This is a genomic window from Streptomyces sp. NPDC033136, assembly GCF_055578235.1.
In genome coordinates this window covers 321,292-344,575 of the sequence record NZ_JBVIPD010000001.1, presented here as the reverse complement: position 1 = coordinate 344,575, position 23,284 = coordinate 321,292, and the positions used below count along the sequence as shown (strand labels likewise).

At 68.8% G+C, this 23,284-nt stretch carries 21 protein-coding genes and 1 tRNA gene; 11 read left to right on the top strand and 11 right to left on the bottom strand.

Annotated elements, in window-relative coordinates; all coding sequences use genetic code 11:
* The first annotated feature begins 259 nt into the window (after nt 1-259).
* The 3 genes from ACZ5TL_RS01615 to ACZ5TL_RS01605 all read left to right on the top strand — a co-directional run bounded on the left by ACZ5TL_RS01615 (nt 260) and on the right by ACZ5TL_RS01605 (nt 4,020).
* Nucleotides 260-1,537, top strand: a complete 1,278-nt coding sequence (locus tag ACZ5TL_RS01615; protein ID WP_468586516.1) for a glycosyltransferase — start codon at nt 260-262, stop codon at nt 1,535-1,537.
* The gene (locus ACZ5TL_RS01610; RefSeq protein WP_468586514.1) at nt 1,534-2,931 is read left to right on the top strand and encodes a hypothetical protein; all 1,398 of its coding nucleotides are present in this window, start codon (nt 1,534-1,536) and stop codon (nt 2,929-2,931) included. Before ACZ5TL_RS01615 ends, ACZ5TL_RS01610 begins: the two co-directional genes overlap by 4 nt.
* Before the next feature lie 324 nt (nt 2,932-3,255).
* On the top strand, nt 3,256-4,020 hold the full coding sequence (locus ACZ5TL_RS01605) for a ribosome-inactivating family protein (protein WP_468586512.1): 765 nt from the start codon (nt 3,256-3,258) through the stop codon (nt 4,018-4,020).
* 584 nt (nt 4,021-4,604) lie between these two features.
* Here ACZ5TL_RS01605 and ACZ5TL_RS01600 read toward each other — a convergent pair.
* Nucleotides 4,605-4,688 (bottom strand) — tRNA-Leu (locus ACZ5TL_RS01600).
* A 472-nt stretch (nt 4,689-5,160) separates the two neighbouring features.
* Here ACZ5TL_RS01600 and ACZ5TL_RS01595 point away from each other — a divergent pair.
* The 6 genes from ACZ5TL_RS01595 to pknB all read left to right on the top strand — a co-directional run bounded on the left by ACZ5TL_RS01595 (nt 5,161) and on the right by pknB (nt 13,391).
* Complete coding sequence (locus tag ACZ5TL_RS01595) at nt 5,161-6,030, top strand: FhaA domain-containing protein (protein WP_468586511.1); 870 nt, start codon at nt 5,161-5,163, stop codon at nt 6,028-6,030.
* Between the two features lie 10 nt (nt 6,031-6,040).
* Complete coding sequence (locus ACZ5TL_RS01590) at nt 6,041-6,550, top strand: FHA domain-containing protein FhaB/FipA (protein WP_468586509.1); 510 nt, start codon at nt 6,041-6,043, stop codon at nt 6,548-6,550.
* A gap of 140 nt (nt 6,551-6,690) precedes the next feature.
* A complete protein-coding gene (locus tag ACZ5TL_RS01585; RefSeq protein ID WP_468586507.1) occupies nt 6,691-8,247 on the top strand; it encodes a Stp1/IreP family PP2C-type Ser/Thr phosphatase in 1,557 nt (518 codons plus the stop codon).
* 27 nt (nt 8,248-8,274) lie between these two features.
* Entirely contained in the window at nt 8,275-9,714 is a 1,440-nt protein-coding gene (locus tag ACZ5TL_RS01580) for an FtsW/RodA/SpoVE family cell cycle protein (protein ID WP_468586505.1), read from the top strand.
* On the top strand, nt 9,711-11,189 hold the full coding sequence (locus ACZ5TL_RS01575; protein ID WP_468586503.1) for a peptidoglycan D,D-transpeptidase FtsI family protein: 1,479 nt from the start codon (nt 9,711-9,713) through the stop codon (nt 11,187-11,189). Before ACZ5TL_RS01580 ends, ACZ5TL_RS01575 begins: the two co-directional genes overlap by 4 nt.
* A gap of 168 nt (nt 11,190-11,357) precedes the next feature.
* On the top strand, nt 11,358-13,391 hold the full coding sequence (pknB, locus tag ACZ5TL_RS01570) for a Stk1 family PASTA domain-containing Ser/Thr kinase (RefSeq protein ID WP_468586501.1): 2,034 nt from the start codon (nt 11,358-11,360) through the stop codon (nt 13,389-13,391).
* 651 nt (nt 13,392-14,042) lie between these two features.
* Here pknB and ACZ5TL_RS01565 read toward each other — a convergent pair.
* From ACZ5TL_RS01565 to ACZ5TL_RS01530, 8 genes are all read right to left on the bottom strand, one after another.
* A complete protein-coding gene (locus ACZ5TL_RS01565; protein WP_468586499.1) occupies nt 14,043-14,264 on the bottom strand; it encodes a hypothetical protein in 222 nt (73 codons plus the stop codon).
* Nucleotides 14,265-14,349: 85 nt separating this feature from the next.
* Nucleotides 14,350-14,883 (bottom strand): hypothetical protein, encoded by a 534-nt coding sequence (locus ACZ5TL_RS01560; protein WP_468586497.1) that lies wholly within the window; start codon nt 14,881-14,883, stop codon nt 14,350-14,352.
* A 729-nt stretch (nt 14,884-15,612) separates the two neighbouring features.
* Nucleotides 15,613-16,365 (bottom strand): class E sortase, encoded by a 753-nt coding sequence (locus ACZ5TL_RS01555; protein WP_468586496.1) that lies wholly within the window; start codon nt 16,363-16,365, stop codon nt 15,613-15,615.
* Nucleotides 16,366-16,378: 13 nt separating this feature from the next.
* Nucleotides 16,379-17,596, bottom strand: a complete 1,218-nt coding sequence (locus ACZ5TL_RS01550; protein ID WP_468586494.1) for a class E sortase — start codon at nt 17,594-17,596, stop codon at nt 16,379-16,381.
* Nucleotides 17,593-18,231, bottom strand: a complete 639-nt coding sequence (locus tag ACZ5TL_RS01545; protein ID WP_468586492.1) for an aminodeoxychorismate/anthranilate synthase component II — start codon at nt 18,229-18,231, stop codon at nt 17,593-17,595. Before ACZ5TL_RS01545 ends, ACZ5TL_RS01550 begins: the two co-directional genes overlap by 4 nt.
* Nucleotides 18,228-18,425, bottom strand: coding sequence for a hypothetical protein (locus ACZ5TL_RS01540; RefSeq protein WP_179272487.1), 198 nt, complete (start codon nt 18,423-18,425; stop codon nt 18,228-18,230). The genes ACZ5TL_RS01545 and ACZ5TL_RS01540 overlap by 4 nt, the downstream gene beginning before the upstream one ends.
* A 17-nt stretch (nt 18,426-18,442) precedes the next feature.
* Nucleotides 18,443-19,117, bottom strand: a complete 675-nt coding sequence (locus ACZ5TL_RS01535) for a class E sortase (protein WP_468586490.1) — start codon at nt 19,115-19,117, stop codon at nt 18,443-18,445.
* Nucleotides 19,118-19,140: 23 nt separating this feature from the next.
* Nucleotides 19,141-19,920, bottom strand: coding sequence for a DUF881 domain-containing protein (locus tag ACZ5TL_RS01530; RefSeq protein ID WP_468586488.1), 780 nt, complete (start codon nt 19,918-19,920; stop codon nt 19,141-19,143).
* A gap of 139 nt (nt 19,921-20,059) precedes the next feature.
* Here ACZ5TL_RS01530 and crgA point away from each other — a divergent pair, with 139 nt between their 5' ends.
* Nucleotides 20,060-20,314: a cell division protein CrgA gene (gene crgA / locus ACZ5TL_RS01525; protein ID WP_376325651.1), complete on the top strand. Its 255-nt coding sequence runs from the start codon at nt 20,060-20,062 to the stop codon at nt 20,312-20,314.
* A 252-nt stretch (nt 20,315-20,566) separates the two neighbouring features.
* Here crgA and ACZ5TL_RS01520 read toward each other — a convergent pair whose 3' ends face one another.
* Together ACZ5TL_RS01520 and ACZ5TL_RS01515 are read right to left on the bottom strand one after the other, a co-directional pair.
* A complete protein-coding gene (locus tag ACZ5TL_RS01520; RefSeq protein ID WP_468586485.1) occupies nt 20,567-21,457 on the bottom strand; it encodes a rhomboid family intramembrane serine protease in 891 nt (296 codons plus the stop codon).
* A gap of 93 nt (nt 21,458-21,550) precedes the next feature.
* Nucleotides 21,551-22,078, bottom strand: a complete 528-nt coding sequence (locus ACZ5TL_RS01515; protein WP_468586484.1) for a peptidylprolyl isomerase — start codon at nt 22,076-22,078, stop codon at nt 21,551-21,553.
* Nucleotides 22,079-22,415: 337 nt separating this feature from the next.
* Here ACZ5TL_RS01515 and ACZ5TL_RS01510 point away from each other — a divergent pair, with 337 nt between their 5' ends.
* Complete coding sequence (locus ACZ5TL_RS01510) at nt 22,416-23,117, top strand: DUF5324 family protein (RefSeq protein WP_468586482.1); 702 nt, start codon at nt 22,416-22,418, stop codon at nt 23,115-23,117.
* Nucleotides 23,118-23,284 lie beyond the last annotated feature (167 nt).

Genomic DNA, 23,284 nt, shown 5'->3' with positions numbered 1-23,284 from the left:
CGGCTTTGGTCTTCGGCGCCGTCCCGGAACGTGAGGCGACGGCGGACGCCCGGTCGCCGGAGCCGAGAACCGCAAGCGGGCGCCGGGCAAGCAATCTCCAGGGGGCGTCCCGTTAGAGGCAGAAAGCCTGCCGCCGGCCAGCCCGTACGCCCACCGAATTGTCTGACCTGGCAAAAGGGACGTGCCAAACAACATTCCGGTTGCGAGCGTCTGTGCAGCAAGGCCGGATCCCGGCACCCTGAGTCACCCGGAGCCGCACGTGCGCATCGCCTTCCTGCTGCACAACGCCTACGCGATGGGCGGCACCGTACGGACCACAATGACGCTCGCCGACACGCTCGCCGGGCGACACCAGGTGGAACTCGTGTCGGTCTTCCGGCACCGCGAGAAACCACACCTGGGGCGGTCGCCAGAGGTGCCGCTGCGGGCCCTGGTGGACCGGCGCAAGGGATCCGCGGACGGGGCGGACCCTCTCGCCCGGCGGGCCGGAGAGGTCTTCCCGAAGGGGGACAGCCGCTCGCACCAGTACCACCGACTCGCCGAGCAGCGGGTCATCGGCTGGCTGCGGGAGACGGACGCCGACGTCGTCGTGGGCACCAGGGCCGGACTCAACGCGCTGCTGGCCCGGTTCGGGCCACGACATGCCGTACGTGTCGGCCAGGAGCACCTCACCCACGACAACCACCCGCACCGACTGCGGAAGGAACTCCAGCGCTGGTACGGCGGTCTCGACGCGCTGGTCACCATGACCGAGGCGGACGCGCGCGACCACCGGCGCGGCATGCGGCTGCCGCGCACCCGGATGCTGGCCATCCCCAACAGCGTCCCCGAACCCCCGGTGCCACCGGCCGACGCGGCGGCCAAGGTGGTCGTCGCGGCAGGACGGTTGGCCCGCGTCAAGCGGTACGAGATGCTGGTCGACGCGTTCGCCCTGGCCGGTGCGGTCTGCCCCGACTGGTCCCTGCGCATCTACGGGGACGGCCCGGAGCGAGCCCGGATAGCCGACCGGATAGCCCACCACGGGCTGGGAGAACGGGTCTTCCTGATGGGTTCGGTCACGCCCATCGAGGCCGAGTGGGTCAGGGGCTCCATCGCCGCGGTGACCTCCGCGCACGAGTCGTTCGGAATGACGATCGTGGAGGCCATGCGCTGCGGCCTGCCCGTGGTGAGCACCGACTGCCCCCACGGGCCCGGCGAGATCATCCGCCACGGTGTGGACGGTTGTCTCGTCCCGCGCGACAGCACCCGGGGCGTGGCCGACGCACTCCTGGCACTGATGCGGGACGACGGACGGCGTGCGGAGATGGGCAGGGCCGCCCGGGCCGGTGCGGCGAAACGATTCACCCCGGATGGCGTCGCCGACCGGTACGAGCGCCTGTTCAGCACCCTGGTGGAGGAGCGGGCCGGGCGGTCCGCTCCTCCACCGCCCGGCCCGGCCGACTGGCGCGACCGTGCCACCGTGCTCGCCGCCACGGCAGGCATCCTCGCCCGCGGAGCGGTGCGCCGCGGGCGGCGCAAGCTGGGCCGGGTCGGATGAACGCGGACCGCACAGCGGCCTCGGCACAGCGGATGCTGTGGATCGTGGCCGCCGGGTTCTGTCTGCTGTCAGCCGTCCTCGTACCGCTCACACTGCCGCTCGGCTGGGACGAGATCGTGTACGCCAGCCGCTTCGGGCCGTACGCTCCCGCGACCCCGTTCAGCGCCCCGCGTACCCGCGGGGTCCCCCTGCTGCTCGCTCCGATCGCCTCCTGGAGCGACTCCACGGTGCTGCTCAGGATGTGGTTGCTCCTGCTGGCCGGCGGTGCGCTCTGGCTGGGATTCCGACCCTGGCTGCGGATCCTGCACCGCCCGGCGGCGGTGTGGGTGGCGGCCGGGCTGTACGGCAGCCTGTGGATCACTCTGTTCTACGCCGGTTCCGCGATGCCGAACCACTACACCGCGATGGGTGCCACCGCCGCGGTGGGCTGTTTCCTCGGGCCGCGTCCCCGGTACGCCGGTGTCGCGGCAGGCCTGGCGGTGGTGACCCTGATGCGGCCCAACGACGGTGTGGCCGTCGCCGTGCCGCTGCTCCTGGCCGCCGTACTGATGCCCACACTGCGCGGCCACGGCCCCCTCCCGGGGCGTCTGTCGGCCGTGGTGGCCGGACTCGTGGCGGGTGCGCTGTCCTGGGTCGTCGAGGCCGAGGTGCGGTTCGGCGGGGTGCGGAACCGGCTCGCGGAGGCCGACGACGTCCAGGGCGGCCTGCGGGCCGTCTTCTCCCTGCGCGCCCATCTCACCGCGCTGGACGGCCCGCTGCTGTGCCGTCCCTGTACGGGCGACAGCGTACGGCTGCCCGTGACGGAGTGGTGGGTGCTGCTGCCGCTGCTGGTCGGCCTGGGGCTGTGGGCGGAGCGCCGGGCGCGCCGGTCCGCTGCACCGCTGTGGCTGGCGGTGGCGGTGGCGGCGGCCACGGCGGCGCCGTATCTCTTCCTCGTCCCCTACGCCGCACCGCGGTTCCTGCTGCCGGCCTACGCCCTGCTGACGCTCCCTGCCGCTGTCGGGCTCCTCGCCGTCGTACAACGGGCCCGCACCCGCCGCTCGCTGCCGACAGCCGCGGTGCTCGCCCTGGCACTCCTGGGGCACTGGGGCATCCAGATCGGGCTCGTCCACACCCATGCGGGCATCCAGCAGCGGGCCCGCGGAGACTGGGACCGGATCGTCTCCGTGCTGCGCGAGCACGGGGTGCACCCGCCGTGTGTCCTCGCGGGGAACAGTTCGACGATTCCCATCGCCCACACCGCGGGCTGCACTGTCACGGAGACGGATCCCCCGGCGCACCCCAGCGCGGTGGTCCTTCGCGAGCGGAAGCCACCGCACTGGGCGCGCGACTGGCAACGTTTCCCGGTGCCGGACACCTACAACCCCGGATGGACCGTCGTCGTGCGTCCATGACGGCCGGCTGTGCGCCTCAGGGCGGTAGGGCTATGCGGCCCCCCACTGCGGCGCCGGCGGCTCCCGAGGTGCCACCGCCCCGGCTGTGTCCTTTGGCCGGCTGATCCCTCTCAGCGCGAGGGCTTCGGCCCCCGGCGCGAAGAGGCGGGCGGCGAAGGCCAGTGAGGTAGAGGCGTGGAGCGACGACAGTGTTACGTCCGGACAAGTAATGCGGAATTCGATCCTCCGGAATTGTATGCGGCGGCAAAAGGGGCCTGCCGAACAACCTCCTGGCTGTGAGCGTCGGTCGTGACATCGCTGCACGTCGAACAACCGGAGCACACCATGCCCACCAGCGTTCTGATCGCGGTCGCCTTGTCCGTCCTTCTCGGGATCCTGGTGCTCTTCACAGTGCCCAGGGAGACCGAGACATCCGCCTCGACGGCGGGGGACCATGTGACGATCAACGCCGAGACCGTCGCCGGCAAGAAACACGTCGACTTCCCACAGGTCCCCTGGAACATCAATCGCGGCTCGGGCGCCTATCTGACGATGCTCGACCAGTTGCGCAATCTCGCCGAGACCTCGGCCAACGGCCGCGTCATGCCCAACTTCGACACCGAGGTGAACGTCGTCGCCATCACCGGCAACACGGAGAGCCAGAGTTTCGCCGACATCGTGATCAGCAGCGGCAACCACACCCCCGCGGTGCATGCGATCGTACGGCTCAGCGACTTCTGCGTCGTGCGGTTCTTCTCCAGCGACACCCCGCACGACTTCGTACTGAACCTCGCCTCCAACGTCCCCGACCATGGGGACGCCGACGACAACTGGTTCCTCGGCAAGGAGGGCTACGACGCCCTCACCCGCGTCGCGAACCAGTCGCTGACCGCCGTCAACCTGAACGAGTTCAGCCTTGAGAGCAGCCTCAGGGACCTCGGCATCCGCGACACCGACCGCACCACCCAGGCGCGCGGCATGCTGCGCTACATCATCGCCATCACCGAGGCCTCCCGGTTCCGCCCCATCGCCAACCGCATCGCCAACGGCATGGACAACGGGTCCGACGTCTTCATCACCGCACAGCAGCTCGGCCTGATACGTAACTAGGCCGGCATCAGCGATGTCTTCATCGGCCACACCGCACGATCACCGTCAGCCCTGGAGCCGGCGCCAAGCAGTGGCAAGCCCTGGGCTACGGCGGTCCGGAGTGGCAGAGGGTCTACTTCCGGCTCCGCAACAGCGTCGATGGCTACAACGGCTACGCCGAGAACCCCCTCGCCGAGGGCATCGAACCAGCGGGCTCCCGCCGTATCCGCGGCATCGCGGCCCGAACGATCCTGCTCGCCTTCCAGCCCGCCCACGCCAACCGCCGCAAGATCAAGAAGTGGCTGGACACGCTGTCACTCGGCGGCGAACGCCCCCGCCGACGCACCCACCACCGCCGTCAGAAGAAAGAGGTGAGGAGCTGGACCCAGACCGGCCACCTGGCGCCAGCGGCATAGATCAATCCGACTCCGGCGCTCCAGCACAACAAAGACAGGCCCCACCCGTGAGATAGCTCACGTGTCGGGGCCTGCAGTGCGGCCCGGCCAGGCTGTGTGACGCCTCACAACGATCATGAAAACGAGAAACGGGCCCCTGCGGTGACTTCCGTCACCTGCAGAGACCCGTTCCGTCGGTTTCTCACGGTGTGCGCGAGGGGGGAGTTGAACCCCCACGCCCTTGCGGGCACTGGAACCTGAATCCAGCGCGTCTGCCTATTCCGCCACCCGCGCATTGGGTGTGTCCTGGGCGTCTTCCCCTGAGGTTCGGCGCCTTCCGACACCCAGAACACTAGCACGCTGGAAGGGGTGGGTTCACATCCCTTATCGCCGCAGGCAGACCCGCCGCCGGACCATCGGTGTCCCCGCCACGTATCAACGCGTACCGGTTCACGTATCAACCTCGTACCGGTACCCGCCGTCTCCCCGGGAGGGGTCCCGGGTCCACGGTCAGGTGCGGGACACTGGTCTTCCGCCGCCTCTACGATCCTTGGCAGGAGTACCTGAAGCAGTTGCGCGCAGCAGTACTCCCGTAAGAGTTCGAAGAGGAGCTCCACAGGGAACTTCGTCATCCGTCGACACCCGTCGGCCGGCCTGACAGGGGGAACCAGCCGATCGAGCGGCGCGTGGATACGATCAGTAAGCAGTACCAGGCAAGCGGCCCGCAGGGCAGTACACAGGACGGCAACGACGGAGGAGGTGCCCCATGGGAGTCCTGAAGAAGTTCGAGCAGCGTCTCGAAGGTCTGGTCAACGGCACCTTCGCCAAGGTGTTCAAGTCCGAGGTCCAGCCCGTGGAGATCGCCGGCGCGCTCCAGCGCGAGTGCGACAACAACGCCACCATCTGGAACCGCGACCGCACGGTCGTGCCCAACGACTTCATCGTGGAGCTGAGCACGCCGGACTTCGAGCGGCTCAGCCCCTACTCCGGCCAGCTCGGCGACGAGCTCGCCGGCATGGTGCGCGACTACGCCAAGCAGCAGCGCTACACCTTCATGGGCCCGATCAAGGTGAACCTGGAGAAGGCGGACGACCTCGACACCGGCCTGTACCGGGTGCGCAGCCGTACGCTCGCCTCCTCCAGCAGCCAGCAGGGCGGCCCAGGAGGCGGCGGCGCCGCGCCCGCCGCCCCGCAGGCCGGCAGCCCCGGCGGCTACGGCTACCCGCCGGCCGGCGCGCCCGCCGGCGCCCCGCCCATTCCGGCCGCGCCGCCACCCGGCGGCCGCCCCGGCGGATACGGCTATCCCCAGCCCGCGGGGGGCCAGCGGCCCCCGGCCGCCCCGGCCGCCGGCGGACGCACCCGCCACTGGATCGAGATCAACGGCACCCGCCACCAGATCTCCCGCCCGACGCTGGTGCTGGGCCGCAGCACCGATGCCGACGTGCGGATCGACGACCCCGGCGTGAGCCGCCGGCACTGCGAGATCCGGACCGGAACGCCCTCGACGATCCAGGATCTCGGGTCCACCAACGGCATCGTGGTGGACGGGCAGCACACCACCCGCGCTACGCTCCGCGACGGCTCGCGGATCGTCGTGGGCAGCACCACCATCATTTACCGGCAAGCCGAAGGGTGAAGCGGGGGCAATGTCAGAGCTGACCCTCACGGTCATGCGGCTGGGTTTCCTGGCCGTTCTGTGGCTGTTCGTGATCGTGGCCGTGCAGGTCATCCGAAGCGACCTGTTCGGTACGCGGGTCACCCAGCGCGGAGCGCGCCGCGAGGCCGGCCGCCAGCAGCAGGCCGCCCGCCAGGCACCGCCGCCGCAGCGCCAGCAGCCCGCCGGCGGCCGGCGCGGCCGTAACGCCCCCACCAAGCTGGTCGTGACCGAGGGCACCCTCACCGGCACGACGGTCGCACTCCAGGGCCAGACCATCACCCTGGGCCGGGCGCACGACTCGACGATCGTGCTGGACGACGACTACGCCTCCAGCCGCCATGCCAGGATCTACCCGGACCGCGACGGTCAGTGGATCGTCGAGGACCTCGGCTCCACCAACGGCACCTACCTCGACCGGAACCGGCTGACGACTCCCACACCGATCGCGCCGGGCGCGCCGATCCGCATCGGCAAGACCGTCATCGAGCTGCGGAAGTAGTGCTACATCATGGATAGGCGCGAGCGGAGCGAGCACGCAGTGGCGGGCCCCACCCCGGCCCCCCGCGCGCTCCCGACCGGAGGGTGGGCAGTGTGGCTCGACACGACCGGCTGTACCCGGAGCCGACAGGCGAGGTGCGCATGAGTCTGTCACTGCGCTTCGCGGCCGGATCGCACAAGGGCATGATCCGGGAGGGCAACGAGGACTCCGGGTACGCCGGCCCGCGCCTGCTCGCCATCGCCGACGGCATGGGCGGCGCCGCCGCCGGTGAGGTCGCCTCCTCCGAGGCCATCTCCACCATCGTCGCGCTCGACGACGACGTCCCCGGCTCCGACCTCCTCACCTCGCTCGGCACGGCGGTGCAGCGCGCCAACGACCAGTTGCGCTCGATGGTCGAGGACGACCCCCAGCTGGAGGGCATGGGGACCACCCTGACCGCCCTGCTCTGGACGGGCCAGCGCCTCGGCCTGGTGCACGTCGGCGACTCGCGCGCGTACCTGCTCCGCGACGGCGTCCTGACACAGATCACGCAGGACCACACCTGGGTGCAGCGCCTCGTCGACGAGGGCCGCATCACCGAGGAGGAGGCGACCACGCACCCGCAGCGCTCCCTCCTCATGCGCGCGCTCGGCTCCGGCGACCACGTCGAGCCCGACCTCTCCATCCGCGAGGTCCGGGCCGGCGACCGCTACCTGATCTGCTCCGACGGCCTGTCCGGCGTGGTGTCCCACCAGACCCTGGAGGACACCCTCGCCAGCTACCAGGGCCCCCAGGAGACCGTCCAGAACCTCATCGAGCTGGCGCTGCGCGGCGGCGGCCCGGACAACATCACGGTCATCGTCGCCGACGTCCTGGACCTCGACACCGGTGACACCCTCGCGGGGCAGCTTTCCGACACCCCGGTCGTGGTCGGCGCCGTCGCCGAGAACCAGCACCAGCTGCACGACAACGGCATCATGCAGACCCCCGCCGGCCGCGCCTCCGGGCTCGGCCGCCAGGGGCACGGCCAGGGCGGCGGGGGCGGCCAGTTCGGCCCGCCCGGCTCCGGCGACACCACCGGCTACATCCCGGCGGCCGGCTTCGACTACGGCGACGACGACTTCACCAAGCCCCGCAAGAAGGGCCGTTGGCTGAAGAGATCCCTCTACGGCGCCCTCGCGCTCGCCGTCATCGGCGGCGGTCTGTACGGCGGCTGGCGCTGGACGCAGACGCAGTACTACGTCGGCGTCGAGGGCGAGCACGTCGCGCTGTACCGGGGCATCAGCCAGGACCTGGCGTGGGTGTCGCTCTCGAAGGTCGAGAAGGACCACCCCGAGATCGAACTCAAGTACCTGCCGCCCTACCAGCAGAAGCTGGTCGAAGCGACCATCGCCGAGGGCGGGCTGAAGAACGCCCAGGCGAAGATCCAGGAACTGTCGGTGCAGGCCTCCGCGTGCAAGAAGCAGGCGCAGCGGCGCGAAGCCGAGAGCCAGAACAACGCCAGGACCGGCGAAGGCGAGGCCGGGGGCACCACGGGAACCACTCCCGCCTCCTTCACGTCCAAGGCCACACCGACACCGAACCCGTCGAACCCGTCGGGTTCACCGTCGACGCCTGAGAAGTCCACGCCCCCGACCACGACCGCACCCAGTCCCAGCCCCGGCCCCAGCCTCTCGGAGGAAGAGCAGAAGGTCGTCTCGCTGTGCGGTAAGCAGTAGGCAAGCCGTGAGAGGCCCTGTCACACGATGAGCACTACAAACTCGCCGACGCACCACACGTCCACGATCGGCGCGATCGGCGCCCCGAGCCGCCGCAACACCGAGCTGGCACTGCTGGCGTTCGCCGTGGTCATTCCGGTGTTCGCCTATGCCAACGTCGGGCTGGCCCTCAACGACTCGGTGCCTCCGGGTCTGTTGAGCTACGGGCTCGGGCTCGGACTGCTCGCCGGCGTCGGGCATCTCGTCGTCCGGAAGTTCGCGCCGTACGCGGACCCGCTGATGCTGCCGCTGGCGACGCTGCTGAACGGGCTGGGACTGGTGGCTATCTGGCGCCTGGACCAGTCCAAGCGACTCAGCAACTACGCCGAGGCCGCGCCACGCCAACTGCTGTACTCGGCACTGGGTGTCGCCCTGCTCGTGGTCGTGCTGATCTTCCTCAAGGACCACCGCGTCCTCCAGCGCTACACGTACATCTCCATGGCGGGTGCGCTGTTCCTGCTGGTCCTGCCGCTCGTGCCCGGACTCGGCGCGAACATCTACGGCGCCAAGATCTGGATCAAGATCCCCGGCCTCGGCACGCTGCAGCCCGGTGAGTTCGCGAAGATCGTCCTCGCGGTCTTCTTCGCCGGCTACCTCATGGTCAAGCGGGACGCCCTGGCCCTGGCCAGCCGCCGCTTCATGGGCCTGTACCTGCCCCGCGGCCGCGACCTCGGTCCGATCCTCGTCGTCTGGGTGATCTCGATCCTCATCCTGGTCTTCGAGACCGACCTCGGTACGTCCCTGCTGTTCTTCGGGATGTTCATCATCATGCTGTACGTCGCCACCGAGCGGACCAGCTGGATCGTCTTCGGTCTGCTGATGTCCGCGGTCGGCGCCGTCGGCGTGGCGAGCTTCGAGCCGCACATCCAGACACGCGTCCAGGCCTGGCTCGACCCGATGCGCGAGTTCGAGCTCTCCCGGGCCGGCGTCCAGGACGGCATCGTCCACTCCGAGCAGGCCATGCAGGCCCTGTGGGCCTTCGGCTCCGGCGGCACTCTCGGCACCGGCCTCGGGCAGGGCAACTCCGACCTCATCGGCTTCGCCGCCAACTCCGACTTCATCCTCGCCACCTTCGGCGAGGAACTGGGCCTCGCCGGTGTCATGGCGATCCTGCTGCTCTACGGCCTGATCGTCGAGCGGGGTGTGCGCACCGCGCTCGCGGCCCGCGACCCGTTCGGCAAGCTGCTGGCCATCGGCCTGTCCGGCGCCTTCGCCCTCCAGGTCTTCGTCGTGGCCGGCGGCGTCATGGGCCTCATCCCGCTGACCGGTATGACGCTGCCGTTCCTGGCGTACGGCGGTTCCTCCGTGATCGCCAACTGGGCCCTGATCGGCATCCTGCTGCGCATCAGCGACACCGCGCGCCGCCCGGCTCCCGCTCCCGCCGCCAACCCCGACGCCGAGATGACCCAGGTGGTCCGCCCGTCATGAACAAGCCCCTGCGCCGGATCGCGATCTTCTGCGGCCTGCTCGTCCTGGCCCTGCTGATCCGCGACAACTGGATCCAGTACGTCATGGCCGACGAGCTCAGGACCGACAAGAACAACCGTCGCGTCACCATCGAGCGCTACGCCTCCCCGCGCGGCAACATCATCGTCGACGGAACGCCGATCACCGGCTCCGCCGAGACGCCGGGCAGCGACTACAAGTTCAAGCGCACCTACAAGAACGGCCCCATGTGGGCGCCGGTCACCGGCTACGCCTCGCAGGCCTTCGGCGCCACCCAGCTGGAGTCCATCGAGGACGGCATCCTCACCGGCAACGACGACCGGCTCTTCTTCCGCAACACCCTCGACATGCTCACGGGCGAGAAGCAGCAGGGCGGCAACGTCGTCACGACGCTGAACGCCGCCGCGCAGAAGGCCGCGTACAACGGTCTGAAGAGGCAGGGCGGCAAGGGTGCCGTCGCCGCCATCGAGCCGTCGACGGGCAAGATCCTGGCGCTCGCCTCCTACCCCTCGTACGACCCCTCGTCCTTCGCGGGCAACTCCACGACCACGGACACCAAGGCCTGGCAGAAGCTGCAGAAGAAGAGCAACCCCAACGACCCGATGCTCAACCGGGCACTGCGGGAGACCTATCCGCCCGGCTCCACCTTCAAGGTGGTCACGGCGGCCGCCGCCCTGGAGGACGGCCTGTACTCGGAGGCGGACCAGAAGACGGACTCGCCGGACCCGTGGGTCATGACGGGCACCACCACCAAGCTGCCCAACGAGGGCGACATCCCCTGCGAGAACGCGACGCTCCGGGTCGCCCTGCAGTACTCCTGCAACACCGTCTTCGGCAAGATCGGCGCCGACCTCGGCAACGACAAGATGCTGGACATGGCCAAGAAGTTCGGCTTCACCGAGGAGCAGTTCACCCCCGTCCGCTCCAACGCCTCGGTGTTCTCGGACGACATGAACCCGTCGGAGACCGCGCTGTCGTCGATCGGCCAGTTCAACACCGCCGCGACCCCGCTCCAGATGGCCATGGTGGCCTCGGCCGTCGCCAACGACGGCAAGCTGATGAAGCCGTACATGGTCGACGAGCTCCAGTCGCCCGGCCTCGACCCGATCGAGAAGACCGATCCGGAAGAGCTGAGCGAGCCGCTGTCCCCGGAGAACGCCCAGATACTCCAGTCGATGATGGAGACGGTCGTCGACAAGGGCACGGGCTCGAACGCCAAGATCGATGGGGTCAAGGTCGGCGGCAAGACCGGTACCGCCCAGCACGGCGTGGACAACAAAGAGAACCCCTACGCATGGTTCATCTCGTACGCGAAGTCCGACGACGACAGCTCGCCGGTCGCCGTGGCGGTCGTGATCGAGGACGACAACGCCGTCCGTGACGACATCTCCGGCGGCGGCCTCGCGGCGCCGATCGCGAAGAGCGTGATGGAGGCGGTCCTCAAGAGCAAGCAGTGACTCCGCTCACGTCTGCTTCGCAACGGTGCACGTTGCGATACCGGTCCTGTATCGGCTGACGGGCTTGGCCAGGTCACACAAAGCGAGCCGGGTACGGTAGGCCCGGACGGCAGCCTCCGACCGTACAAGCTTGTGGTCGGGACCGACGGAGAGGGCTGGTAGGTAGCTATGGAAGAGCCGCGTCGCCTCGGCGGCCGGTACGAACTGGGCCAGGTGCTCGGGCGTGGTGGCATGGCGGAGGTCTACCTCGCGCATGACACCCGCCTCGGCCGCACCGTGGCGGTGAAGACGCTGCGCGCGGATCTCGCGCGTGACCCTTCCTTCCAGGCCCGGTTCCGCCGGGAGGCCCAGTCGGCCGCCTCGCTCAACCATCCCGCGATCGTCGCGGTCTACGACACGGGCGAGGACTACATCGACAACGTGTCGATTCCGTACATCGTCATGGAGTACGTGGACGGCTCGACGCTCCGTGAACTGCTCCACTCCGGCCGCAAGCTGCTGCCGGAGCGGTCCATGGAGATGACCATCGGCATCCTCCAGGGCCTGGAGTACGCCCACCGCAGCGGCATCGTCCACCGCGACATCAAGCCCGCGAACGTCATGCTGACGCGCAACGGCCAGGTCAAGGTGATGGACTTCGGCATCGCCCGCGCCATGGGCGACTCCGGCATGACGATGACGCAGACCGCGGCCGTCATCGGCACCGCCCAGTACCTCTCGCCGGAGCAGGCCAAGGGCGAGCAGGTGGACGCCCGGTCGGACCTCTACTCCACCGGCTGCCTGCTGTACGAGCTCCTGACCGTGAGGCCCCCCTTCGTCGGCGACTCCCCGGTGGCCGTGGCCTACCAGCACGTCCGCGAGGAGCCACAGGCCCCGTCCGTCTTCGACCCCGAGATCACGCCCGAGACGGACGCGATCGTCCTGAAGGCCCTCACCAAGGACCCGGACTACCGCTACCAGTCGGCCGACGAGATGCGCGCCGACATCGAGGCCTGCCTCGACGGCCAGCCGGTCGCGGCCACGGCCGCGATGGGCGCGGCGGGTTACGGCGGCTACCCCGACGACCAGCCGACGACGGCCCTGCGCGCGGACTCCGGCGCGGGCGCCACGTCCATGCTGCCCCCCATGAACCCGGACGACGGCGGCTTCGGCTACGACGACCGCCCCGACCGGCGCCGCGGCCAGCAGCGCAAGTCCAACACCTCGACGATCCTGCTCGTGGTGGCCGGCATCCTCGTCCTGGTCGGGGCCATCCTGATCGGGCGCTGGGCGTTCAGCGGCGAGGGAGGCCCTGGCAACGAGACGATCCCGGCGCCCAACTTCATCGGTGAGACCAAACAGAGCGCCGAGAAGCAAGCCGAGAACGTCGACCTCAAGCTGACCTTCTCCGACAAACCCTGCGAGAACCAGGCCAAGGGCAAGATCTGCTCCCAGGACCCGAAGCCAGAGGTGGAGGTCAAGAAGGGCGACACCATCGCCCTGGTCGTGTCCACGGGGGCGCCGAAGGTCGCGGTGCCGAGTGTCGTGGGCGACAGCCTGGAGGACGCCAAGGCGAAGCTGGAGGACGACGAGTACGACTTCGTGGTCGAGACGAAGTCGAAGGATTCCACGGAGGAACCCGGCACCGTCCTCGAGCAGAACCCGCGCCTGGGCGAGGAGGTGGAGAAGGGCTCCACGATCACCCTCACCGTCGCCAAGGAGGCGGAGAAGTCCACCGTCCCGGACGTGCTCGGCCAGAGCTGTGACGCGGCCAAGCAGCAGATGCAGGCCAGCAACCTGGTCGGCAACTGCACCGAGGTGGAGACCGACGACGACAACCAGGTCGGCAAGGTCATCCAGACCACACCGCAGGCCGGCACGTCGGTCGACCCGAACTCGTCGGTCAACATCCAGATCGGCAAGAAGAAGGAACAGCAGAAGGTCAAGATGCCGCAGGTGGTCGGCCAGACGCTCGGTAAGGCCAAGCAGATCCTCGCGCAGGCCGGCTTCCGGACCATCCAGTTCGCGCCCGGCAGCGACCAGAGCGACAACGCCCGCGTGGTCGGCCAGAACCCCCCGGCCGACCAGGAGATCGACGACCCGGCGGGCACGACGATCACGATCCAGACCGTCGGCTTCGGCAACGACGGCGGCAACAACAACGGCGGCGGCGGAAACGGCGGCATCTTCGGCGGCCTCAACGGCAGCAACGAGGACGACTGACCGATCGCTTCTCGTACACGGCGAGCGCCCCAGCACTCTCAGAGCGCTGGGGCGCTGTGCTGCCCGCGGCCGCCATCGGGGCTGAGGACGACGCAGCCCGCCCTGCCGCACAAGTACCAGTGCTTCGGGAGCCAAGTGCCCGAGAACATCAAGATCGGCGTGCGTGTCCGCTCATCAGGAGCGGCGACAAGTTCAGCGGCTTCACGTACAACCTCTCTGCAGGGAGCCATCGCCCTCAACGTCGATCGCGTGCGTCGGCAGCGTAATGGGCGGGTGTCCAGTGGTCACTCACCAAGGCATTCAACCGCCACCGCAACACGTCCGCCAGCGACGAGCTATGCCACCAGTCACCAATTGAGACGGCGTCCAAGGGGCCCTGCCCGCATGTCCTGCGGGCAGGACCCTCCATACAGGATGTGCTATGCCGCGCGTCGTGCGAAGGAGCGGGCCCTGCCGCGCCGCTTGGGGTCGAACGCGTCCGTCGCCCCCTCGTCCCCGGGCCCTTCCACCCAGCCGACGATCTTCCGGGCAACGCCCTTCAGCCGAGGATGCCCCGGCTTGACGCCGATCTCGAATGTACTCCATCACGAGCTGACTGCGCTTCTGACCGCTTGCTCCGTAGGAGCCGGCCAGGTCGTACAGCTTCTGGACCTAGGCGATGAAACCGTCCGCCGGTTCGGCCTTGTCGTTGACCGATGGCACACCTTTGTCGAGCCCGGAGACGACGTCCCGGTCGAGGTCGAAGGTGTCGGTCCCGTTCTGGACCTTGAACTCCTCTTGACGAGGCGGGCCATGACTCGAACCCGGCGGGGCGATCCCGGTGCGGTCGGGTCGCCGCACGACGATCAGCCCCATGGCCGCCGTGCGGCGCAAGGGGCCGGGACCGTCGTTTCGATCAGGTCGCAGGGAGCTGGCGCATCTCATCGGAGACCCGTTCCACTCCGCCCACCGTCACGGATCAGCAGCGCGACCCGTAGCTGCGCTTGCCGTTGATGAGCCAGACGGTGTCCTTCTCGTTCCGCATCTTGTACGCGGCAGTGAAGCAGCCTGTGTCGGAGATCGTGATCGGACCGGCGTGTGAAGCGAACTTCCCGGCGTCGGTGCCGCATCCGGGACCGCTCGTCTTGCCCGGGCAGACGTTGAAGTACATCTCGTTCGCCCCACCCGGCGTCTCGTTGTAGAAGACGACGCAGAGGTAGCCGGTGCCGCCCGCGTAGGCGACCATGCTGCCGTCGTCGTTGCCTCCGTCTCCCGGCAGGCGTCCGTCGACGTAAGCGATGGTCTGGTAGGGGCCACCGCAGGGGTTGGCCGCGGCGCGCAGCATGGCGGCGTTGTTCTCGACCCACTGCCGAGTCTCGGTGTCGGCCCCGGCGGCCACACCCGGCGCGCGGGTCGACTCGCTGGGGGCTGCGGCCTGGGCCGAAGCGCTGCCCAGGGTGAGGAGGGCGGCGGTCAGAGCGGAGACGCCGACGGTTACGGACTTCTTGATCATGCGTATACCCTTCTTGGCGTGCACCTGACACGCCACAACGCGGGATTGCGGGAACGCCCCGCCGATACGGTCAGGAAAACGCCGACGTTCCAGGGACGACCGGCACTGAGCGGCCAGGCACGGTCACGTCGGCGGCATGGCCATGGAGATGAGACGCGCTACGACGCCACCGGCCCCGGGTGCACCGAGGAAGGACCCCGTCGAACTGGCCGCGACAACGCCCGGAAGAAGAGGACGATCACCTCCACCGGATGCACCGATGACTTTGGTGTCGACAGCACAGCGAGATCCACAGAATCCCATTCCCTCAGGTGGTCAACCGTACGATTACCCTACCAATGGCGCTCGCGAAATCCCCGCGAATTTCGGCCTCCCGCAGCAGGGCAACACGCCCTGGGAAGTCCCGCGTCGCATGTCAGGCCGACGACCGGCTCACCATCCGGAAGAGGCGTATCGCGGCGCTCCGCGCCGGGGCGAGGGGGCGTCGGGCGCGTACCTCACGGTCATCAGTCGGTTCTGGCCCAGGACCCCTTGGCCCCAAGCCCGACATGCGCCTGGCACTCGGCGCACTGCTCTGCGCCGGAGCTCCGTCATGGCCTTCACCGGGTGGAAGACCGTCGCGTTCTGGCGTAGCAGCCGGACCACGGCACAAAGGCCCGACGCCGCACAGGATGGTTGCTTTTTCAGGTCTCCGTCATGCTGACGACTGACCTCCGACAAGGAGCGCGGTCAGCCCAGCTCCTTCGGCGGTGTCCGGTCCGCGTTCACCTTCTCCACCCGCTCGAGTTCGCCCCACACGATGTAGCGGTACGTGCTCGTGTACACCGGCGTACAGGTCGTCAGCGTGATGTAGTGGCCCGGCTTCTTCTTACCGGACTCCTTCGGGACCGGGGCGATGACCTTGACGTTGTACTTCGAGGTCTCGGGAAGGATGCCGTAGACCTTGTAGACGTACCACTTGTCCTTCGTCTCGAAGACGATCGGGTCGCCCTTCTTGATCTTGTCGATGTCGTGGAAGGCGGCGCCGTGGCCGTCCCGGTGAGCGGCGAGGGAGAAGTTGCCCTTCTTGCCCGACATCGGGAGGGCCGACTTGACGGGTTCGGTGTAGTAACCGGCGACGCCGTCGTTGAGGATCTTGTTCGAGGTGCCCTTCTCGACCAGGACCTCACCGCTGTTCATCGCGGGCACGTGCAGGAAGCCGATGCCGTTCTTGGTGTCGAACACGGCGGGGTCGCCCCCGCTCTGAGCCCAGTCGTCACGGACCTTGTCCGCCTGCTTCCCGGCCGCACGGTCGGCGACCACGTTCGTCCACCAGAGCGAGTAGGCGACGAACAGGCCCAGGATCAGGCCCACGGTGATGAGGAGTTCCCCGAAGACGCTCACCGCCATGGCGATCGGGCCGGGACGGCGCCGGGCCGCGGGCGGCCGGGACGCCCCCGCGCCGGTGTGCTCTTCGTGGTCCGTTTCGGTGGTCGCTGCCACTGGTCATCTGCCCTTAACTGACGAGCGCATCCGGCTTGCCCTTGCTGCGCGGCCGTTCCTCGACCATCTTGCCCCAGACGATCATCCGGTACTTGCTGGTGAACTCCGGCGTGCACGTGGTCAGCGTGATGTAGCGGCCGGGCTCGGTGAATCCCGACCCCGCGGGAATCGGGTTCAGGACGCTCGTGTTGCTGGGCGACGTCACCGGCAGGATCGAGGCCATCTTGTAGACGTAGTACTCGTCCTGGGTCTCCACGACGATCGGATCGCCGGGAGAGAGCTTGTTGATGTACCGGAACGGCTCTCCGTGGGTGTTGCGGTGGCCGGCGAGCCCGAAGTTCCCGGTCTTGTCACCGGGCATCGCGGTCTTCAGCGCACCCTCCGCGTAATGGCCGACCATGCCCCGGTCGAGCACGCCCTTGCTGCTGATGCCCTCGGCGATCGGCACCACCACGTCCAGCTTCGGAATGTGCAGGAGGGCGAAGCCCTGCCCCGGTTCGAACGCCCCGGGGCTGCGTTTACCGCTCGCCCAGTCGTCCTGGAGGCTGCTGGCCTCCTTGCCGGCCTGCGCGTACGCCCGGACGTTCGTCCACCACAACTGGTAGGTGACGAACAGCAGCATCAGCACGCCGGTGGTGATGAACACCTCGCCTATCGCCCGGCTCGCCACGACCGCCGCACCCGGCTTGCGCGCCCGAGCCTGCCGCCGCGCCTCGACCCGCGACAGCGGCGCCCGGGACACCTCCCGGGACTCCTCCCGCGCATCCCGAGCCTCCTGCGCCTCCCGAGCCGAGGAGGCGCCCGGAGCGCCGCCATGGCGCCCGTGACGGCGTTTGGCGGCCTTCCTGCGGGCCGCCCGTCCACCGGAGGCCGATCCGTCCTGCCGCACCGCCGAGGAGCCCGCAGAGCCCGCTCCGGCGTCACCGGCCGCGGGCGGCGGATCCGGTATCCGCAGCGCCACCGTCTCCTCGTCGATCCGGGGCGGAGGCGAGTAGGGCTCGTCCGGAGCGGCCTCGTACGACGCCGCGTACGGCTCCGGCGCGGACGGGAAGGGCTGGGCCCCGGGCGGGAAGGACCGAGGCTCCGGCGGGTGCGGCCGTGGCTGCGTCTCCTGCTGCGGAGCGGCACCGTGCCGTCCTCCGCCCGACCGTTCCTCGAACGCGCCCGGCACCCCGTACGGCTGGTGCCCGTACGGGGTGTCGGACTCGCGCTCGGGGCGCAGCGCGGTCACGCCGTGGCCCTGCCCACCACCGGGGCGAGCCCGGCCGACCTCGCCACCGCGCCCTCGTCGCCGCACTCCACCAACCAGTTGGCCAGCATCCGGTGCCCGTGCTCCGTCAGCACCGACTCGGGGTGGAACTGCACACCCTCCACCGGCAGTTCACGATGCCTCAGGCCCATCACGATGCCGTCGTGCGTCCGGGCGGTGACCTCCAGCTCGGCCGGGACCGTGGCCGGCTCGGCGGCCAGCGAGTGGTAGCGCGTCGCCGTGAAGGGCGAGGGGAGACCCGCGAAGACGCCCCCGCCACCGTGCTCGACCAGCGAGGTCTTGCCGTGCAGCAGCTCGGGCGCCCGGTCCACCACACCGCCGTACGCCACCTGCATCGACTGCATGCCGAGGCACACGCCGAAGACCGGGACGCCCGTCGCGGCGCAGTGCCGGACCATGTCGACACACACGCCGGCCTGCTCCGGGGTGCCGGGGCCCGGGGAGAGCAGCACACCGTCGAAACCGTCCTGGGCGTGCGCCGTCGACACCTCGTCGTTGCGCAGGACCTCGCACTCGGCGCCCAGCTGGTAGAGGTACTGGACCAGGTTGAAGACGAAGCTGTCGTAGTTGTCGACGACGAGAATGCGCGCGCTCACTGGTTGTCCACCGTCACATCGTTGAAGGGCAGCAGCGGTTCCGCCCACGGGAAGACGTACTGGAAGAGGACGTAGACCACGGCCACGACCAGGGCGAGTGAGATCACTGCCTTCACCCACGTGTTCCCCGGCAGATGCCGCCAGATCCAGCCGTACATGCCGTCCCTTCCGTCGTACCACGGCACCAGACCCACGCCGTACAGCCACCAGACTAACGGCGCAGCGCCTCAGGTTCCCCGGCCTCCACAGGCTGGGTGGAGTCCAGGTGCGCCCAGACGATCAGCCGATGACTGTGTCCCCATTCCGGTTCGCACGTGGTCAGCGTCAGATACCGCCCCGGGCGCGTGTACCCGGAAGTACGTGGGACAGGGTCGATCACCTCGACGTCCGAGGGCACTGTTTTGTACGGGCCTTTGTCGATCCGATACGTGAACCAGGTCGTGCCGTCGGTCAGCACCACGGCGTCACCCCGCCTGAGCTGGGGAAAGTCCTTGAAGGGGTCACCGTGGGTACGGCGGTGGCCGGCGACCGCGAAATTCCCCCTCTGCCCGAGCTGCGCGGTCTCGGCGTAGTGCCCGAGGCCCTTCTTCAGAGTGCTGGTGGCGGTGCCCTCGAGCACCGGCTTGTTCCACGTGAAACCAAGACGCGGGATGTACATGATCGCGAAGGGCTTGCCCTTGGCGTAGGGCGAGGGCTTGGGAGGATGCACGGAGGAAACTGCCGCCGCAGGAGCCTTCGACCACTGCTTCTTCAGCAGGTCGATCTGGTCGTCCATGACGCCGCCGGCCCGCACGCCGGTCCAGAAGAGCACGTAGACGACGAACAGCACGATCACGCTGCCGACGGTGATGCACAGCTCGCTGACGGTCCTGACGATCACGCGCACCGGCGGCTCCCCCGGCCTGTCTCCTACTCCACGGGCTTCGCGTAATGCAGATCCACTGTGCCCGAGTAGCCGGGAAGAGTCACCGGGCCGTTCTCCTCGACTTTCCAGCCGAGCCCGTAGACGTTGACGTAGACCATGTAGTTCTGGATCGCCGGGGACGCCGCGAGCGCCTTCTGCAGCTTGCCCGGGTCACCGACCGCCGTGATCTTGTACGGCGGCGAGTAGACGCGACCTTGGAGGATCAGGGTGTTGCCCACGCAGCGCACCGCGCTGGTGGAGATCAGCCGCTGGTCCATGACCTTGATGCCCTTGGCCCCGCCCTGCCACAGCGCGTTCACCACGGCCTGGAGGTCCTGCTGGTGGATGACCAGGTAGTCCGGCTGCGGCTCGGGGTAGCCGGGAAGCTTGGCGGTGGCGTTCGGCGGGGCGTCGTTGAGCGTGACGGTGAGCGAGTCGCCCTTGAGCTTCTGCGTGCCCGCGCGCTTCTCCAGGGCCGCGAGCTTGTCGTCCTCCGCCTTGGTGCTGCCGTCGTCCCGCTCGGCGAGCGCCTCTATGTCCTGGCGCAGGGCCGCATTGGTCTCGTCCAGCTCGCCGTTCTCCCGGCTGCGTTCCTGGATGAGGTCGGACAGCTTCAGCAGAGAGTCGTCCGTGCGGATGTTGGTGCCCTTGGCGGTGTCGAAGCTGGTGAAGAAGATGAGCCCGGCGAGAGCGAAGACGGCCGCCGTGAGGATCCGCACGGGCCGGAAGCGGCGCGCGGGCTCAGGGGTGGATCCCTTCCCGGGGAAGTCGGCAGAATTGCTCAACGTACCCTTATCTCCTTCGGCGCGGCGGAAGCACTACGCTAACGGACGCCCGGGGGAGCAATCGGAGTCCCCTTACGCTGCCCCGAGACCGACTCAGTTACCTGCGCGGCCACGCAGCGCATCGACAGGAGAGACCCTCGTGCCGAAGTCACGTATCCGCAAGAAGGCCGACTACACGCCGCCGCCTGCCAAGCAGACGACCGCCATCAAACTGACCAATCGGTCCTGGGTCGCGCCGGTCATGCTGGCCATGTTCCTCATCGGCCTGGCCTGGATCGTCGTCTTCTACGTCACCGACGGCTCGCTGCCCATCGACTCGCTGGGCAACTGGAACATCGTGGTGGGCTTCGGCTTCATCGCCGCCGGATTCGGTGTCTCGACCCAGTGGAAGTAGCGGTCACCGGAAGGTGAACGCAGCTCTGCCCAGGGCTGTTCGCTGAGTTATCCACAGCGGTTTTCCACATGGGGAAAAGAAAGACGATCTGTGGATAACTCGCTGGACGTTGACGCCGGTATGACGGAAGTACCGGCAGTCGAAAACTTGTTCGCCCCCTGTCTGACCTGGGGAAACTCGGGTCGACGGCAGGGGGCACACATGTTCCCGCACACTGTGCACAAGATCCGCCACCCGCTGTGGACAAACCGCTCAGGTGAGCTGTGCCGTCCTCAGCACGGTCAGCAGGACGATCACGCCCAGAACCAGGGCGCAGGTGCCGTACTGCACCAGCGCGCGGCGCTCGCGCGGGGCGTGGACCATGGCGTATCCGACGACGCCACCGGCGACGAGACCGCCGATGTGGGCCTGCCAGGAGATGTTGAAGCCCGGGCTGAAAGTGAAGATCAGGTTGATCACCAGCAGGGCGATGACCGGCCGCAGGTCGTAGTTGAGCCGGCGCATCAGCACGGCTGTCGCCCCGAAGAGACCGAAGATCGCGCCGGAGGCACCCAGCGTGGCTGTGTTCGGTGAGGCCAGCAGATAGGCCAGGGCGCTGCCCGCGAGTCCGGAGACGAAGTAGAGCGCGAGATAGCGCACGCGGCCAAGGGCCGCTTCGAGCGGGCCGCCGAGCCACCAGAGGCCGAGCATGTTGAACCCGATGTGCCAGATCTCCTGGTGCGTGAACATCGACGTCACCATGCGGTACCACTCGCCTCCCGCCACGCCCTGCGTGGGTGTGAAGGGCGCGGGCGGCCAGGCGCCGATCAGGGCGATGTCGTTCACGAGCGACTCATGGGCCTGGAGGGCGATGAACACGGCCAGGTTGATCCCGATGAGGATCTTGGTCAGCAGGCGGGGATCGGCGGCGATGGTGCCGCCGGCGAGTGTGCGGGGCATGGCGGCCGTGGGCGCGTGGCCGGTGCCGGAGCCCGTGCGGACGCACTCGGGGCACTGGAAGCCGACCGAGGCGTCGACCATGCACTCGGGGCAGATCGGGCGCTCGCAGCGGGTGCAGCGGATACCGGTCTCGCGGTCCGGGTGGCGATAGCACATGGGGACGCTGTGGGCGTCCTGCGGGCCGCCCGCAGCCTGGTCGTCCATGGGATCCCCTCGATGGTCGTGAAAAAGCCCGCCCTGCCCATCCTTACGGACGAGCAGGGCGATTGGTTCCCTGTGGGGGCTTCGGTACTCGCCTCAGCGGGTCTCGATGACGACCGACTCGATGACCACGTCGTTGAGCGGGCGGTCGGTGCGCGGGTTCGTCTGGATCGTGGCGATGGTGTCCACGACCTTCTGGCTGGCCGCGTCCGTGACCTCGCCGAAGATGGTGTGCTTGCGGTTCAGCCACGCTGTCGGGGAGACGGTGACGAAGAACTGCGAGCCGTTGGTGCCCGGGCCGGCGTTGGCCATCGCCAGCAGGTAGGGCTTGTCGAAGCGCAGGTCCGGGTGGAACTCGTCCTCGAACTGGTAGCCGGGACCGCCGGTGCCGTTGCCCAGCGGGTCACCGCCCTGGATCATGAAGCCGCTGATCACCCGGTGGAAGACCGTGCCGTCGTAGAGCCGGTCCGTGGTCTTCTGGCCCGTCTCCGGGTGGGTCCACTCCCGCTCGCCCTGGGCGAGCTCGACGAAGTTCTTGACCGTCTTGGGGGCGTGGTTCGGCAGAAGCCGGACTTCGATGTCGCCGTGGTTGGTCTTCAGGGTGGCGTAGAGCTGCTCAGCCACGATCTGCCTTCCGTTGTCTTTCTGTGACTCCCTGATCCTCGCATGGAAGGGCCTCGGCGTCGCCCGACCTCGGTTCACCGGCGGGAAACCGGGCCGGGCGGTTGCAGAAAACCAGTCGAGTAGTCCCGCGGCGGGGGCGCGCGACGGCGATCCGTGGCATTGTCGACGACAAGCTGCTGTTGCCCCCTATTCGTCCGCTATTGCACGTGAGCGGCTCTGGATGCCGGCTCCCGTGACCCGGATGCCCGTCCGCGCGTGCCTGGTAGTGCACCGGCAGGCATGATCCGTAAAAGGGTGGAAAGTCGAAATACCGTACGCCACCGAGGAGGAGGAACCCGTGACCCGCATCGACAGCGTGCGCGCCGCGACCGGTTCGGCGAAGGACAGCGTGCTGCACGCCGCGGAAGTGGTGGCGCCCTACGCCGACACGGCCAAGGACAGGGCCGCGCACTACGCACACGAGGCACGCGTACGGCTGGCGCCCAAGGTGACGCAGGCCGCCGGGCAGGCACGCGTCCAGTACGGCACCCATGTGCAGCCGTATCTGGAGCAGGCCCGCACCCATGTGCCGCCGAAGGTCGACCTGGCCGCCCAGGAGGCTGCCGTCCGCACACGCAAGGCCGCCCGTCAGGCGGCGGATTACTCCCGTCCCAGGATCGAGCATGCGGTGGCCGCGGCCGCGCCCGTGACGACCGAGGCCGCGGCCCGGAGTGTGGCCGCGCTGGCCGCGCTGCGCGGTCAGGTCTCGTCGAAGGAGATCCAGAAGCTGGTCCGCAAGCATGAGCGGCGGGCCAAGGCCGGCAAGGCCATGAGGACGCTCGTGATCGTGGGTGCCGTCGCGGGCGGTGCCTTCGCCGCGTGGAAGTGGTGGGACAAGCAGGCCAACCCGGACTGGCTGGTGGAGCCGCCGGCCGCGACGGAGGTTCCCGAGTCGGGCCGTCTGTCCTCTGTGGACGGCACGGGCCAGGCGGTCCTGGATCCGGAGGTCGAGGCCAAGCAGGCCGAGGACGAGGCCGCCCGGCGCGACGACCGTTCCTGACGGGCGCCGGATCCCCCAGCGCAGCGGGGCAGGAGACCCTCAAGTCTCCTACCCCGCTGCGCTGTTTCACGTGAAACACCGCCGACGGCACGGGCGGTGTACCCGCAAAAATGCCCTCCGGCCTGCGTTACCGCAGGCCGGAGGGCATTTCCAGGGTGGAGCCCAGG

Bases quoted from the DNA above. Each gene is read 5' to 3' on its own strand.
- ACZ5TL_RS01610 (WP_468586514.1), top strand. From the start codon at position 1,534: ATGAACGCGGACCGCACAGCGGCCTCGGCACAGCGGATGCTGTGGATC.
- ACZ5TL_RS01605 (WP_468586512.1), top strand. From the start codon at position 3,256: ATGCCCACCAGCGTTCTGATCGCGGTCGCCTTGTCCGTCCTTCTCGGG.
- ACZ5TL_RS01595 (WP_468586511.1), top strand. From the start codon at position 5,161: ATGGGAGTCCTGAAGAAGTTCGAGCAGCGTCTCGAAGGTCTGGTCAAC.
- ACZ5TL_RS01590 (WP_468586509.1), top strand. From the start codon at position 6,041: ATGTCAGAGCTGACCCTCACGGTCATGCGGCTGGGTTTCCTGGCCGTT.
- ACZ5TL_RS01585 (WP_468586507.1), top strand. From the start codon at position 6,691: ATGAGTCTGTCACTGCGCTTCGCGGCCGGATCGCACAAGGGCATGATC.
- ACZ5TL_RS01580 (WP_468586505.1), top strand. From the start codon at position 8,275: ATGAGCACTACAAACTCGCCGACGCACCACACGTCCACGATCGGCGCG.
- ACZ5TL_RS01575 (WP_468586503.1), top strand. From the start codon at position 9,711: ATGAACAAGCCCCTGCGCCGGATCGCGATCTTCTGCGGCCTGCTCGTC.
- pknB (WP_468586501.1), top strand. From the start codon at position 11,358: ATGGAAGAGCCGCGTCGCCTCGGCGGCCGGTACGAACTGGGCCAGGTG.
- ACZ5TL_RS01560 (WP_468586497.1), bottom strand. From the start codon at position 14,883: ATGATCAAGAAGTCCGTAACCGTCGGCGTCTCCGCTCTGACCGCCGCC.
- ACZ5TL_RS01520 (WP_468586485.1), bottom strand. From the start codon at position 21,457: ATGGACGACCAGGCTGCGGGCGGCCCGCAGGACGCCCACAGCGTCCCC.